Annotated in this window: 11 protein-coding genes; 3 read left to right on the top strand and 8 right to left on the bottom strand. The window is 32.6% G+C overall.

Going from position 1 to position 15,743, the window contains the following annotated elements:
* Window positions 1-116 precede the first annotated feature (116 nt).
* The 5 genes from CM54_RS03690 to parE form a co-directional block, all read right to left on the bottom strand.
* Window positions 117-1,331: an AI-2E family transporter gene (locus CM54_RS03690; protein ID WP_002433701.1), complete on the bottom strand. Its 1,215-nt coding sequence runs from the start codon at window positions 1,329-1,331 to the stop codon at window positions 117-119.
* A 161-nt stretch (window positions 1,332-1,492) separates the two neighbouring features.
* The gene (gene glcT, locus CM54_RS03685; protein WP_037548963.1) at window positions 1,493-2,341 is read right to left on the bottom strand and encodes a glucose PTS transporter transcription antiterminator GlcT; all 849 of its coding nucleotides are present in this window, start codon (window positions 2,339-2,341) and stop codon (window positions 1,493-1,495) included.
* Between the two features lie 171 nt (window positions 2,342-2,512).
* Window positions 2,513-3,976, bottom strand: coding sequence for an alanine/glycine:cation symporter family protein (locus CM54_RS03680; RefSeq protein ID WP_023350321.1), 1,464 nt, complete (start codon window positions 3,974-3,976; stop codon window positions 2,513-2,515).
* Between the two features lie 214 nt (window positions 3,977-4,190).
* On the bottom strand, window positions 4,191-6,593 hold the full coding sequence (gene parC / locus CM54_RS03675) for a DNA topoisomerase IV subunit A (protein ID WP_037548961.1): 2,403 nt from the start codon (window positions 6,591-6,593) through the stop codon (window positions 4,191-4,193).
* Window positions 6,590-8,584 (bottom strand): DNA topoisomerase IV subunit B, encoded by a 1,995-nt coding sequence (gene parE, locus CM54_RS03670; RefSeq protein WP_197018899.1) that lies wholly within the window; start codon window positions 8,582-8,584, stop codon window positions 6,590-6,592. Before parE ends, parC begins: the two co-directional genes overlap by 4 nt.
* 209 nt (window positions 8,585-8,793) lie before the next feature.
* Here parE and plsY point away from each other — a divergent pair, with 209 nt between their 5' ends.
* Together plsY and CM54_RS03660 are read left to right on the top strand one after the other, a co-directional pair.
* Window positions 8,794-9,402, top strand: coding sequence for a glycerol-3-phosphate 1-O-acyltransferase PlsY (gene plsY, locus CM54_RS03665; protein WP_037548955.1), 609 nt, complete (start codon window positions 8,794-8,796; stop codon window positions 9,400-9,402).
* A gap of 179 nt (window positions 9,403-9,581) precedes the next feature.
* The gene (locus tag CM54_RS03660) at window positions 9,582-9,878 is read left to right on the top strand and encodes a HesB/YadR/YfhF family protein (RefSeq protein ID WP_002433639.1); all 297 of its coding nucleotides are present in this window, start codon (window positions 9,582-9,584) and stop codon (window positions 9,876-9,878) included.
* A 46-nt stretch (window positions 9,879-9,924) separates the two neighbouring features.
* Here CM54_RS03660 and menI read toward each other — a convergent pair whose 3' ends face one another.
* From menI to CM54_RS03645, 3 genes are all read right to left on the bottom strand, one after another.
* A complete protein-coding gene (gene menI / locus CM54_RS03655; RefSeq protein ID WP_002433572.1) occupies window positions 9,925-10,392 on the bottom strand; it encodes a 1,4-dihydroxy-2-naphthoyl-CoA hydrolase MenI in 468 nt (155 codons plus the stop codon).
* Between the two features lie 135 nt (window positions 10,393-10,527).
* Window positions 10,528-13,233, bottom strand: coding sequence for an aconitate hydratase AcnA (gene acnA / locus CM54_RS03650; RefSeq protein WP_023350325.1), 2,706 nt, complete (start codon window positions 13,231-13,233; stop codon window positions 10,528-10,530).
* Window positions 13,234-13,510: 277 nt separating this feature from the next.
* Complete coding sequence (locus CM54_RS03645) at window positions 13,511-15,151, bottom strand: BCCT family transporter (RefSeq protein ID WP_037548952.1); 1,641 nt, start codon at window positions 15,149-15,151, stop codon at window positions 13,511-13,513.
* Between the two features lie 213 nt (window positions 15,152-15,364).
* Here CM54_RS03645 and mscL point away from each other — a divergent pair, with 213 nt between their 5' ends.
* Complete coding sequence (gene mscL / locus CM54_RS03640) at window positions 15,365-15,721, top strand: large conductance mechanosensitive channel protein MscL (RefSeq protein WP_002433596.1); 357 nt, start codon at window positions 15,365-15,367, stop codon at window positions 15,719-15,721.
* Window positions 15,722-15,743: the final 22 nt, after the last annotated feature.

Raw genomic sequence — 15,743 nt, 5'->3', positions numbered from 1 at the left:
TAATTTTAGCTCTCATTTATGGAAAATGTAAGCATAAATGAGAGCTATTTATTGAATATTAACTTAAAACAAAATTATTCATAAAAAATCCCCTATTCAAGGGGATTCTATAAATATTAATCTGTAATTTCTTCTTCTTGTTTAATACTATAATCTCCAGCATCTTCACCATAGTAACGATTATATCTTCGTTTAAATAGTAAGAATATATGAGATACTAGTACTTTAAGTACCGCATATAATGGAATACCAATAATTACACCCACGACATTCATTAAATTACCAGCACATAGCAAAATGAAGATAATTGTTAATGGATGTATTTTGAGTGTTTTACCCATAACGTTTGGAGAAATAAAGTGCCCTTCAAAGAACTGAACAAGTGTCCAAACGATAACTAATTTAAGTAACATCCAAGGTGATGTGATAATCGCAATTACAATAGCTGGTGAAATTGCAATCGTTGGTCCTAAGTATGGAACAACACTTGTGACTGCTGCAATACTCGCTAATACTAAAGGATATTTAAGACCGATAATTGAATATCCAATTAATAGTAATACACCTATACAGAAAGAAACGATGATTTGACCTTGAATGTAAGAACCTACTTGAACACTCATTTTTTCAAGTAAATCATGAAAATCCTTTCTAAATTTAGGTGGCATAATTTTTGTTGTATAATCTTTAAAACGATGACCATCTTTTAGCATAAAGAATAATATGAATGGCGTCGTTACTATGACAACACCAACATTTGAAACGGCTTCAGCGAAAGATGCAAGCTTAGGCCCAAATCCATCAAAGTACTCTGATAACATTGAAGGAATTTTTTTCTGAGCTGATTCTAACCAGTCATTAACTTGACTCATATAACTAGATAAGAAAGAGTTAGTAGTTATCTTCTCAATTGATTGAGTAATTTTATTTAAATAATGCGGAGAGTTTTTAATTAATCCTTCAATTTGTGAACCAATGATAGGAATAAGTAAATTAACAATTAATGTAATGATTCCCACAACTGCTACATAAATAATTGTAATACCTAACAGTCTAGGAATTCGATAACGCTCCATTAAGTTAACTAATGGATTAAATAGATAGAATAAGATTAATGAAACAATAATAGGTGCAGCAATTGTATTAAATATAATAATAAATGGTTCAAATACATAGGAAACTTTATCGAAAATAAAGATTACAATACCTAATAAAACAAGTGCAACTAAACCATATATAAGATCATTGCCACCTAAAAATCTCATAAATCTTGTTTCAGAAAAACTAAATATATGTTTTTTCTTTTCACTAGATTTATTTTCGTTTGACATCAAGATCACCATACCTCACATTTATAAATCAAATAAAATTATGATTTAAAATAATTTAGACTCATAAACAAAATATTTAAAAATACAATATTTATGATAACACAAAATGAATAAAGTTAATCATTTTTACCCAAACACAATCGAATAATAAACGTTACATATTATTCGATTTTAATTTGAGCTTCAAAATGGTGTATATGTATCGCAAGATATACAATTTCGGACTCATTGATAATCACATCAAACTGACGTTGTATCATTTTTAAAATTTTATAAGCCGTATTAAAACATTGTGGATAAAGATTTTTAACCATTAAAATAAAATTGTCTTGCGCATCCACATTTTCCCCTTTAGTTAATCTATATATTAAAAACTGTATATGTCTGATAAAACGTTGGTATTGCGTTGTTGTTTTATCAATTTCATGATTAAGATCTGTTTCAATAATCGTCATACTTTTATTAATTAATTTATTGATAACTGATATATCATGTATTGATAAATCTTCAGAATTAGAAGCAATATGTAAAGCTATAAAACCAATTTCATCTTCAGGGAATCGAACATCTAACGTCTGATTCAATTTATCAATGACACGCTTAGCAATTTGATATGCATCACTGTATAGATGTTGCGTCTCTATTGCAAATGGGTTAGAAATAACTTGATTCTGCTTAAGTCTTTTATATGCAAAGATAATGTGATCTGTAAGAGCAACAACTAAGCTTTTATCATCAGTTCGAATCGAGGTCTCAGAAATCATATTGACCGATTCGATAACAGCTTGGACAACATGGTCTTCCCCCATCTCGACCAACGTTTTATAATGTTCTTTCTGCTGTTGCTGTTCTAATTTATATACTTTCTCAATTGAAGCATTCTCATCAAGCATCATTCCCACTTTTTTATTAAAACCAATACCCTTGCCAATTAACACAACTTCATGATTATTACTTTTACATATGAGGACGTTGTTATTTAGTGTTTTCGTTATTTCGTAATTCCCCATTATAATCACCTTTCTCTTATCATTAGTAAGATTATAATTCTATTTTTTAAAAATGAAAAGCGAGTTACTAAAGTGTTGATATTTACATTCATACTAAAGAATATAAATCATGTAATTTAAAAAAAGACGACTTGAGAGGCAATTATGCGTCAAGTCGTTACTCTAACTAAATTATTTATCATTACGTGGTATTTTAGCTTGAGATCCCCAAGATTCAATACCAAATAAATTAATTTCTAGATTTTCAGGTTTAAATACAGGTTTCTTACCTTCTTTACGTTGCTGTTGATAATCTTTCATTACAGCAAAAGCGATATTGGACAATCCTATAATAGATATAATATTAACTATGGCCATTAGGCCCATAAATAAGTCAGCAGTACTCCAAACTGTTTCAGTTTTTGCAACTGCTCCAATGAATACTAACACAACTACTAAACATCTAAATACAAACAAAATGGCTTTGTTTTTAGATAAGAACTCAATATTTGATTGTCCGTAATAATAGTTACCTACAACTGATGAAAAAGCAAATAAAGTTATAGCCACTGTTAAGAAAATACCACCTGCTGAACCTAAATGTTCATTTAAAGCTGATTGAGTTACAGCTACACCTTGAGGTGCACTTTCACCAAATTTTAATCCAGAGTATAGAAGAATCATGATAGCTGTTGCTGTACAAACTAACATAGTATCAAAGAATACTCCTAGTGACTGTATTAAACCTTGTTTAACAGGGTGTGGGACAGCAGCAGTGGCTGCAGCATTAGGTGCTGAACCCATTCCTGCTTCATTTGAGAATAATCCACGTTTAATACCTTGAAGTATCGCTGCACCAACAGCACCACCAGTCACTTGTTGTAAACCGAAAGCACTTTTAATGATAGTACCAATCATTGGAACTATTTGATCTATATTTAATAACAAGATAACTAAAACCATTCCTATGTAAATGATTGCCATAATAGGTACTATAAGTGAGGATAATGTTGCGATGCTTCTTACGCCACCAAAAATAATAATTGCAGTAATTACAGCTAATATAATACCAGTTATAACTGGGCTAACATGATATTGTGTGTTTAATGACTCTGCAATTGTATTAGATTGAACAGTATTAAATACAAATGCAAATGTGATGGTGATTAATGTTGCGAATACGATACCTAACCATTTCTGGTTGAGACCCTTAGTAATATAGTATGCTGGTCCCCCACGGAAACCACCTTCTTTATCATGCACTTTATATACTTGAGCTAATGTTGCTTCCATAAATGCACTAGCCGCACCAATAAAAGCTATAATCCACATCCAAAATACTGCACCAGGTCCACCTAATACAATAGCTGTAGCTACTCCGGCAATATTACCAGTACCTACACGAGATCCAGCACTAATAGCAAATGCTTGGAAAGGCGAAATACCTTTTTTACCACTACTTAGCGTTTCAGGTTTCTCAGTGAGCGCTCTAAACATTTCAGGTAACATTCTTAATTGAACAAATTTAGAACTTATAGTAAAGAAAAAGCCTGCAGTTAATAAAAGTCCAATTAGATATTGCGACCAAATCAAATCATTCCCGACCTGAACAAAAGATTTAAACCAGCCAGGAATCAAATTATCGAAATCTTGCAAATTGAATCCCTCTCATCTTAATAAATTTATTCTCTTTAACGCATCAAGAGATTTATGTTCCCATTTAGAATCTAAAAACTTAATAAATATACTAATTTAAATCATTAAGTCCCGTTTTGATTCTTTTAAATAGACATAAATCCCTTGTGCTTACTTTAGTTAATATTATTAAACTTTATTTTATCATTTAATGCTATGGTTGCATATACTTAATTTACTCTAAGGTCATGCTTACTACTTGACCAAAATCATCGACATCTATAATAAATGAACCATTTGTGTATTGTTCTGAGAGATGCACTTCATTAATATTACCAGATTCTTCGTGATTGTTAGAGAAAACCGTATAAGTTTCTTGTCCTTCTTTAACCACTGCAGCATCAACAATACGATGTGGGTTTTTCTTAAGTTCTTTCAATAAGGTAATACCACGTTGTGCACGTTTAGCGACTTGTAAAACTTTATAACTAATACGTTTAATAGCACCACGTTGCGTTATCATTAAGATAGAATCTGAGTCAGAAACGCTCTCTGTCATTACAACATAATCTTCATCTTTAAGGTTAATTGATTTAACTCCTGCAGCTCTTAAACCTGTATCAGATAACTCACTAGTTGAGTAAGTAAGCGACATACCTTTATGTGTAAGTACTGTTACTAATTGATCAGATTCTAATCGTATCACGTTGACAATTTCATCATGGTCTTTTACTTTCATACCTACAAGTGGCTTATTGAATCTTGTAGTTTTAAATTGACTAACACTACTTTTCTTAATCATACCGTTTTTAGTTGCCATGACATAGAATGCATCAGAGTTAAAGTCTTTTTCATTATAAACATCAACCACTTGTTCATCCTCATCTATAGGAACAATCTGTGAAACGTGTTGACCGAGTTCCTTCCAACGTATATCTGCTAACTTATGTACTGGAATAAACAGGTAGCGCCCTTTATTAGTAAACACTAAGACAGTATCTTGAGTATTCACTTCTTGATATTTTAATAAACGATCTCCATCTTTTAAGCCAATTTCAGTAACACCGCTAGCATTGAAACTACGCGTAGATGTGCGTTTGATATAGCCATGATGTGAAACACTTAAAATCACTTCCTCACTAGGAACCATGACTTCTTTATCAATTTTTATTTCAGAAATTTCAGCTTCAATTGTTGATAAACGATCCACTTTAAATTTTTTCTTAATTTCATTAAGTTCGTCTTTAATCACACTTAATAGTGCATCATGATCATCTAAAATATTTCTTAATTTTTTAATTAAAGCTTCTAATTCAGCGTGTTCTTCTTCTAATGCTACAATATCAGTATTTGTTAATCTATACAGTTGTAACATTACAATAGCTTCAGCTTGTGCTTCAGTGAAATCAAATTCAGCAACTAAGTTATCTTTTGCATCTTTTTTATTTTTTGAATTACGGATTAAAGTTATGACTTCATCTAAGATAGATAGTGCTTTCATTAAACCTTCAACAATATGCATACGTTTTTCCGCATGATCTAAATCATAACGTGTTCTATTAGTTACGACTTCAATTTGGTGGTTTAAATAGCTTTCAATAATTTCACGTAATCCCATTAATTTAGGTCGACCATCGCTAATAGCAACCATGTTAAAATTATAAGAAATTTGAAGATCAGAATTTTTGTATAAATAATTCTTAATTGATTCACTATTAACATCTTTCTTTAGTTCAATTGCGATACGCAAACCAGTTCTATCTGTCTCATCACGTACTTCCACGATGCCATCAACTTTTTTGTCAGCTCGTAATTCATCAATACGTTTAACTAAACTACTTTTATTCACTTCATATGGAATTTCTGTAATGATAAGTTGCTTACGACCACTTCTTAATTCTTCTTCATCCACTCTTGAACGTACGACTATTTTACCTTTACCAGTTTCGTAAGCTTTCTTTATACCATCGATACCTTGAATAATTCCCCCAGTAGGAAAATCAGGTCCTTTAATATGTTTCATTAACTGATTTACAGTAATATCAGGGTTATCGATGTATTTTAAAGTAGCTTGAATAACTTCTGCTAAGTTATGTGGTGGAATATCAGTCGCATATCCTGAAGATATACCTGTAGAACCATTTACTAAAAGATTAGGGAATCTTGACGGTAAAACCATTGGCTCTAAAGTAGTGTCATCATAGTTTGGTATGAAGGCTACTGTTTCCTTATTTATATCTCTTAATAACTCTTCAGACAATTGACTTAACTTAGCCTCTGTATAACGCATAGCAGCTGGTGGATCATTATCAATACTACCATTATTACCGTGCATCTCGATAAGTACGTGTCGAAGTTTCCAATCTTGACTTAGACGCACCATAGCATCATATACGGAAGAATCACCATGAGGATGATATTGTCCAATAACGTCACCGACTGTTTTAGCACTTTTACGGAAATTCTTTTCAAATGTATTACCGCTTGAATACATAGCGAATAAAATTCTTCGTTGTACTGGTTTTAATCCGTCACGTACATCTGGTAATGCACGTTCTTGAATGATGTACTTACTATAACGTCCGAAGCGGTCACCGATAACATCTTCAAGGGATAGGTCTTGAATTATCTCACTCAATTCGTTTCCTCCTCAATATATTCTTCGTTTTCAAGAACTTGAACTTCTTTATTATCTAAAATGCTTTGATCTTCTTGCATACCAAATTCAACATGGCTTTCGATCCATTCACGACGTGGTGCAACTTTATCACCCATTAGTGTAGTTACACGTTTAGAAGAACGTACTTCATCTTCAACTTGAACACGAATTAATGTACGAGTCTCAGGATTCATCGTTGTCTCCCATAATTGCTCAGGATTCATTTCACCTAAACCTTTATAACGTTGTAACGTAAATCCTTTACCAAGTTGCTTTTGTAATTTTTCTAATTCATCATCTGTCCATGCATATTCAACTTTCTTAGTTTTACCTTTGCCTTTTTCTAATTTATAGAGGGGAGGTAAAGCGATAAAGACACGACCAGCTTGTACTAATGGTTTCATATATTTAAAGAAGAACGTTAATAATAATACTTGAATGTGCGCACCATCAGTATCGGCATCGGTCATTATAATCACACGATTATAGTTACTATCTTCTATTTTGAAGTCGTTACCAACACCTGCTCCAATAGTATGAATAATTGTGTTGATTTCTTCATTTTTAAAGATATCTTCTAGACGTGCTTTTTCAGTATTAATAACTTTACCTCGAAGTGGTAAGATTGCTTGGAATTTACGATCACGACCTAGTTTGGCAGATCCACCTGCTGAGTCACCCTCCACAAGATATAGTTCATTTTTATCTGTATTTTTACTTTGTGCAGGAGTTAATTTACCTGATAACAAAGTATCTTTACGTTTATTCTTTTTACCAGAGCGCGCATCTTCACGAGCTTTGCGTGCTGCTTCACGAGCTTGTTGAGCTTTAATTGCTTTTTTAACTAAAGATTTAGATAATTGGCCTTTTTCTTCTAAATAGAAAGGCAACTTTTCAGAAACTACTGAATCAACAGCACTTCTCGCTTCAGAAGTACCTAGTTTAGATTTAGTTTGCCCTTCAAATTGAAGTAACTCCTCTGGGATACGAACAGAAATAATTGCAGTGAGTCCTTCTCTAATATCATTACCATCTAAATTTTTGTCTTTATCTTTTAATTCATTAATTCTACGCGCATAATCGTTAAACACACGAGTCATAGCAGTTTTAAAACCTACTTCGTGTGTACCGCCATCTTTAGTACGAACGTTATTTACAAAACTTAAAATACTTTCAGAATATTGATCATTATATTGGAAAGCCACTTCAACTTCGATACTATTCGCTAACCCTGAAAATGTAGTAACATCATGAAGTACTTCCTTACCTTCGTTAACATAGCTTACAAATTCTTTAATACCTTCTTCATAATGGTAAACTTCTTCACGCTCTTTACCACTACGCAAATCATTAAGCGTAATTTTTAAATTCTTCAATAAGAAAGCCGATTCTTGTAAGCGTTCACTTAAAACATCAAAGTTAAAGGACGTTGTGGCCTTAAAAATTTCAGGGTCAGGTTTAAATGTAACTTTAGTACCTGTCTTTTTAGTTTTCCCTTTTTTATTAAGTCCTGTTGCTGGTATACCACCGTCTTTAAAACTTTGAGTGTAAATATTACCATCTCTATGTATCTCAACTTCTAACCATTCACTTAATGCATTAACTACAGATGCACCAACACCATGAAGCCCTCCAGAAGTTTTATAACCACCTTGGCCAAATTTCCCACCGGCATGTAATACTGTGAAAATCACTTCAACAGTTGGTTTACCAGACGCATGGATACCCGTTGGCATACCTCGACCGTTATCTTCAATTGAAATACTGTCATCTTGATTAATTGTTACAGTGATTTCATCACCATAACCGTTTAAAACTTCATCGACGGAGTTATCGACAACTTCATATACGAGATGATGTAATCCGCGTTTATCAGTTGACCCTATGTACATCCCAGGTCTTTTTCTAACAGCTTCAAGGCCTTCAAGTACCTGAATAGAATCATCTGAATAAGTATTTTGTTTATTCACTGCCAATGATTTCGCCCTCCTACAAACGTACGTTCGTTTTTAAAACTATACAATAGTTATTCTTATATAAATTGACTTAAATTGCAAGTATCATTTATACAATCAAATTGTTTTGATTGCTTTATTCCAATAATTTGAATTATGAATGTTCTAATCGAATATGAATATGGTAGAATGAAGCTAAGTCACTAAAGGATGTGTAAGTTTTTATGATGATTGTCGTCATGTTAGTTTTAAGTTATCTTATTGGCGCATTTCCAAGTGGATTAGTCATTGGTAAATTATTTTTTAAAAAAGATATTAGACAGTATGGCAGTGGCAATACTGGAGCAACAAATAGCTTTCGTGTTTTAGGGAGGCCAGCTGGTTTCGTAGTTACATTTTTAGATATCTTCAAAGGATTTATAACGGTCTTTTTCCCGCTATGGTTCCCTGTTTATGCTGATGGCATAATCAGTACATTCTTTACGAATGGATTGATAGTAGGATTATTTGCAATTTTGGGACATGTATATCCTATTTATCTTAAATTTAATGGTGGGAAGGCAGTTGCTACAAGTGCAGGTGTCGTATTAGGTGTAAATCCTTTACTACTACTCGTTTTAGCAATTATATTCTTTGGAATATTAAAGATATTTAAATATGTTTCTTTATCAAGTATAATTGCTGCAATTTGTTGCGTCATAGGCTCGGTCATTATTCATGACTATATATTATTGGGAATGAGTGCACTAGTATCAATCATACTAATCATTCGTCATAGAACTAACATTGTTAGAATTTTCAAAGGTGAAGAGCCTAAAATTAAATGGATGTAACTTAAAATTAATTTTTACGCTAGAAGTTAATGACTTCTAGTGTTTTTTTATAATCAATTTATCAACTCTGATTAAAGTGAATCAGTATAAATGTAGCGGTTATATTAATTGTGCTATAATGCGTATACCTTTAACATAGCAATAAACTTTAAATGCTAATTAAAATTGGAGGTATAAAAATGGATATCGAGCTAACTAAAGAGGCAGTTGAATGGTTCAAGGATGAACTTGATTTACCTGAAGAAAATAAAGTACTTCAATTTTATGTAAGATATGGTGGCGAATTTCAACTTAAACAAGGCTTTAGCCCCGCTTTCAGTGTAGATAGAAGAGATGATGTAGAAATAGGCTTTGAACAAAGCTATGATGGTTTAAATATTGTCGTAGCGGAAAAGGATTTATGGTACTTCAAAGATGATGTAATACTAGTAGATGTCGTCGATCATGAAGATGAAATCTCATATACTAAAAAATAAAATAACCCGCTTTTGACTGAGTCAGAAGCGGGTTATTTTAAGTCATTTATAGGTTGTTAATGCCGTCTGTTACTTCAGCTTCTTTTCCTTCTTTATTCAGTTCAGCAACTCTGCTATAAGTAGCATGCCAATCAGGGAAGTAACGATCTAAACGTATAGGTCGAAAGTTATCAGCTTTCATACATATTAATTCTGTTGAACCAGTTGTGGCTAATTCCCCTTTTTCGTTATAAACCTCATAACAATATAACGAACGTAATCTTGAGTATTTCTCAACCCAAGTTTTGATAGTTACTTTTTCAGGATAAAAAATTGACTTCTTATATTTAATATTTAAATCAGTAACTGGTGATATAATACCTGTCTTCTCCATATCAGCATAACTAAAACCAAGTTTTCTTATGTAATCAGTACGCGCGACTTCAAACCATGTGGCATAATTCCCATGATATATAACTCCCATTTTATCTGTTTCCTGATATCTTGCTTCTATTTCTGTCAAACTATAAATCATAAACTTTAGTCCTTCTTTCAACTCATCATTTCTGTTTTTAACTTAAGGATAACACAAAGAAGCCGTGCCAACACAAATGTTAGCACGGCAATTGTTTAACTTAATTTAACTTTAACGCTAGTTAGCATTAAATGATTATTGAGCTAATTTATTTCTTAATACCATTTGTAAGATACCACCATGACGATAGTAATCTAATTCAACTAATGAGTCGAAACGTACAATTACTTCAAATTCTACTACTTCGCCATTTTCTTTTTTAGCTTTAACTTTAACTAAATCATGTGGTTGAACATCTTCAGAAATTTCAACTGAGATTTCTTCTTTACCATCTAAACCTAATGACTCTGCAGAATCACCTTGTTGGAATTGTAATGGTAGTACACCCATCATTACTAAGTTAGAGCGGTGAATACGTTCATAACTTTGAGCGATAACAGTTTTAACTCCTAATAAGTTTGTACCTTTTGCTGCCCAGTCACGAGATGATCCCATACCATAGTCATTACCAGCTAAAACAGCTAATCCTGTGCCATCTTCTTTATATTTCATAGCAGCATCATAAATTGGCATGATTTCTTCAGTTGGCCAATAAGTAGTGAAGCCACCTTCAGTTCCTGGAGCTAATTGGTTTTTAATACGAATATTAGCAAATGTACCACGTACCATTACTTCATGGTTACCACGACGAGATCCATAAGAGTTAAAGTCACGGATTGGAACATTATGATCTAATAAATATTTACCTGCTGGTGTATCTTTACCAATAGCACCTGCTGGAGAGATATGGTCAGTTGTTACTGAATCACCGAATTTACCCATTACGCGTAAATCTTTAAGTGGTTCAATAGTTCCAGGCTCTTTAGATAAACCTTGGAAGAATGTTGGGTTTTGAATATATGTTGAGTTTGGATCGAAATCATATAAAGGTTCATCAGTAACGTCGATTTCATTCCACATTTCATTATTGTTGTAAACATTTTTATATTCTTCTAAGAATAATTCTGGTGTTACAACACTATCAACAGTATCTGAAACTTCTTTAATTGAAGGCCAAATATCTTGTAGATATACATCTTCACCATCTTTACCTTTTCCGATAGGTTCGTTTTGTAAATCAATATCTACAGTACCAGCTAATGCATAAGCAACAACTAATTGTGGTGAAGCTAAGTAGTTAGCTTTAACTAATGGATGAATACGACCTTCAAAGTTACGGTTACCAGATAGAACTGAAGTAACTAATAAATCTTCATCAGCAACTGCTTTTTCAATTTCAGGTAATAATGGACCAGAGTTACCGATACAAGTTGTACAACCATAACCTACTAAGTTAAATCCTAAGTCATCTAAGTATTCTTGCAAACCAGAGTCTCTTAAATAACCTGTTACAACTTTAGAACCTGGAGCTAATGAAGTTTTAACAAACTCAGGAACTTTAAGTCCTTTTTCAACCGCTTTCTTAGCAACTAAACCTGCACCTAACATAACGTAAGGGTTAGATGTGTTAGTACAAGATGTAATCGCAGCGATAGCAATGTCACCAGTTTTCATAGTAGATGTAGAGCCATCATTAAACTTAATTTCAGCTTTTTTATCAAATTCGCTCTTATCAAGACCGTGGCCTTGGTTACCAGCTGGTGCTGTAACTGATTTTTCAAATTCAGTTTTCATATCACTTAAGAAAATTAAGTCTTGAGGACGTTTTGGACCAGATAATGAAGCTTCAACTGTAGATAAATCTAAGTCAATAACATCAGTATATTCTGGATCTTCTTTTTCAACGTCGAAGAACATATTGTTTTGTTGTAAGTATTCTTTTACAAGTGCAATATGATCATCTTTACGTCCAGTTAATTTCATGTATTTAAGTGATTCTTCATCAACAGGGAAGAAACCACAAGTTGCACCATATTCTGGAGCCATATTCGCGATTGTAGCACGGTCAGCTAAAGGTAAGTGTTGAACACCTGGACCAAAGAATTCTACGAATTTACCAACAACACCTTTTTTACGTAATTCTTCAGTTACACGTAAAGCGAGGTCAGTTGCTGTTGAACCTTGAGGTAATGAGTTAGTTAAACGGACACCGATAACTTCTGGAATTGGGAAATAAGATGGTTGACCTAACATTCCAGCTTCAGCTTCGATACCACCTACACCCCAGCCTAATACACCAATACCATTAATCATAGTAGTGTGAGAGTCAGTACCTACTAAAGTATCTGGGAAAGCAGTTTGTTCACCATCAACGTCGCGAACATGTACAACATTTGCTAAGTACTCTAAGTTAACTTGGTGTACGATACCAGTTGCTGGAGGTACAGCGTTATAGTTGTCAAAAGCTTTAGTAGCCCAGTTTAAGAATTGGTAACGTTCATAGTTACGTTCAAATTCTAATTTCATATTTCGTTCTAATGCATCAGGATTCGCATAGCTATCTACTTGAACTGAGTGGTCAATGACTAAATCAACTGGCACTTCAGGGTTGATTTTATTGATGTCTCCGCCTACATCATTCATTGCTTTACGTAATGATGCTAAGTCTACCACTGCAGGTACACCTGTGAAGTCTTGTAAAATAACTCGTGATGGTTTGAATGGTACTTCACCTTCATTACCATCTTTACCAAATTCACTTAACGCTTTAATGTGATCATCAGTAATTACAAAATCATCTTCTTGTCGTAATACAGACTCTAGTAAAACACGAATTGAGTAAGGTAATTTAGAAATTTTAGTTAAACCTTGTTCTTCTAATGTCTTCAGATCATAGTAAGTGTATGATTGGCCATTTAATTGGAATTGTTTCTTTGCTTGTTCTTTAATATTAGAAGCCATTTGTTATCCCCCTTGATATTTCTATATATTTATATGCCGTTAATTAAATTGTATTATTATATGTTTATCAAAACAACTGTGTACCATTAGAAAACGCTTTATTTTCATTTCGCATTTTTAATCAGGTTATATAAGAAAAAGTTATCATTAGCTTATGGTGCAATAAGTAAATATTATTAATTGAGAATGGTTATCAATCCCATTTAAATTTATTAATAAAAAAACCTATAAGTATGAAAGTCAATTCACACTTATAGGCTTTAAAGTTAATTACGAATTATTCTTCTTTTTCTTTATTTCTTCTAGATTCTCTTTTTTCAAGAATATCTGATTCATAATCTTCTTGTTGATATCTCACATAGTCTTGTAAACGATGTTTGTTAGGAGTTAATGTTAATCCTAAGAATTTACGTTCTTGGTTTGCATCTTTATAGAAACTAATCATCATCATTATGACGACAAACGAGAATGGGAAGGCACTAATAATTGCAGCACTTTGAATAGCGTTTAAGGCTTTAGAACCATCACCGCCACCTGCTAATAATAGAACAAATGCAATAAGTGCTTGAGCAACTCCCCATGTCACTTTAACCATACTACTTGGGTTAAGTGAACCAAATGTTGTTTGCATACCTAATACGAAAGTTGCTGAGTCTGCAGATGTAATAAAGAATGATGCGATTAGTAATAATGCAATAATTGATAATACTATACCCATAGGTATGTGATTGAATACACCGAATAATTGTGTTTCAGGTGACATTTTGAATAGTTCAGGATGTTTTTTTCCTGTTTCAATACCAAGCACACCAAATACACTGAACCAAACGAAACTTACAAGTGCTGGTACAAGTAAAACACCTGAAATGAATTCACGAATTGAACGCCCTTTTGAAACACGGGCAATGAATACACCTACGAATGGACTCCAACTTAACCACCAGCCCCAATAGTATAGTGTCCAAGTTGACATCCAATCTCGTTTTTGTCCATTAAGCGCTGCTGTATCAAAGCTATTAAATAAGAAAGTATTTAATAGACTACCTGTTGAACTAGTCATCATGTTTAAAATTAGAACTGTAGGGCCAATGATTAAAGTGATAATCATTAAAATAGCACCTAAGCTAATGTTTAAGTTACTTAAATATTGAATACCTTTACTTAAACCTGACCATGCACTTGCAATGAACAAGATTGTAACAATTACGATAATAATCCCTTGTACAAATGTATTGTTAGGAACATTAAATAAATAGTTTAAACCACCATTAATTTGTAAGGCTCCCATACCTAGTGAAACTGCTACACCTACTAATGTAGCAAATACTGAAAGAACATCAATTAAAGTTCCTATAGGTCCCTCAACTTTATTACCTAAAATAGGTCTTAATGTTCTTGAAATTAAACCTGGCTCACCTTTACGGAATTGCGCATAAGCAAGAGCTAATGCTACTACACCATAGATAGCCCAAGCATGAAATCCCCAGTGGAAGAATGTTGATCTAAGAGCTTCTGTATAAGCTTCTGTAGTTTTAGGATCTGCTGTAGGTGGAGCGGCAAAGTCAGCCATTGGCTCTGCTGCACCATAGAACACTAATCCAATACCCATACCTGCACTAAATAACATTGCAAACCAAGAAATAGTATTAAATTCTGGTTTGTCATTAGGTTTACCTAGTTTGAGTTTCCCAATTGGACTGAAAATTAGGAAGATACAGAAGAAAACAATAATAGTAGTTAAAATTAAGTAATACCATCCAAGTTTATCAGTAATCCATATTTTAGCATTGTTAGTAATGTAGTCGAACTTATCAGGCCAAATGGCACCAATGATTACTACAATTGCAACAATGATTGAACTATAGATAAACACTGATGAAAACTTCTTGTTTCTCTTCTCTTGAGAAGAAGAATTCATAATTAATTACTCCCTTCATCCGAATATTAAATTTTCAAAGTAGTAAAATTAAAAAATTCTTTTTTTATCTTAAAAAATTTAATTTTACTAATGCACCTCTTTAGCATAACAAACGTCTTTTTCATAATCAAATTTACTTAAATATAGTATTTGCTAAAATATTTATATGTTGTATAATTGATTTTATATTTTAATTAGAAAGGAATTAAGTATATGTTAAAAGAATTTAAAGACTTTGCCCTTAAAGGAAATGTATTAGATTTAGCTATCGCTGTAGTAATGGGTGCGGCTTTTAATAAAATTGTTACATCATTAGTTCAATTCATCATTATGCCATTAATTGGCAAAATTTTCGGTTCAGTAGATTTCGCTAAAGATTGGTCTTTCTGGGGAATAAAGTATGGTCTTTTCATACAATCTATTATTGATTTTATAATTGTTGCTTTTGCCCTTTTCATTTTCGTAAAAATAGCTAACACTATTATGAAAAAAGAAGAAGAAGAGGAAGAAGTTGAAGAAAATACAGTTTTATTAACTGAAATTAGAGATTTACTTAGAGAGAAAAATTAATAATATTATAAAAACAGTCGTT

This window comes from Staphylococcus sp. TE8 (assembly GCF_000692055.1).
Classification (GTDB): Bacteria; Bacillota; Bacilli; order Staphylococcales; family Staphylococcaceae; genus Staphylococcus; species Staphylococcus capitis.
Note: the sequence above shows the minus strand (reverse complement) of the source record. Positions and strands in the feature narration are given on the sequence as shown.

Excerpts from the sequence above, each read along its gene's own strand:
- CM54_RS03660 (WP_002433639.1), top strand. The coding sequence starts at position 9,582 with ATGGATATCGAGCTAACTAAAGAGGCAGTTGAATGGTTCAAGGATGAA.
- mscL (WP_002433596.1), top strand. The coding sequence starts at position 15,365 with ATGTTAAAAGAATTTAAAGACTTTGCCCTTAAAGGAAATGTATTAGAT.
- CM54_RS03690 (WP_002433701.1), bottom strand. The coding sequence starts at position 1,331 with ATGTCAAACGAAAATAAATCTAGTGAAAAGAAAAAACATATATTTAGT.
- plsY (WP_037548955.1), top strand. The coding sequence starts at position 8,794 with ATGATGATTGTCGTCATGTTAGTTTTAAGTTATCTTATTGGCGCATTT.
- CM54_RS03645 (WP_037548952.1), bottom strand. The coding sequence starts at position 15,151 with ATGAATTCTTCTTCTCAAGAGAAGAGAAACAAGAAGTTTTCATCAGTG.
- acnA (WP_023350325.1), bottom strand. The coding sequence starts at position 13,233 with ATGGCTTCTAATATTAAAGAACAAGCAAAGAAACAATTCCAATTAAAT.
- glcT (WP_037548963.1), bottom strand. The coding sequence starts at position 2,341 with ATGGGGAATTACGAAATAACGAAAACACTAAATAACAACGTCCTCATA.
- menI (WP_002433572.1), bottom strand. The coding sequence starts at position 10,392 with ATGATTTATAGTTTGACAGAAATAGAAGCAAGATATCAGGAAACAGAT.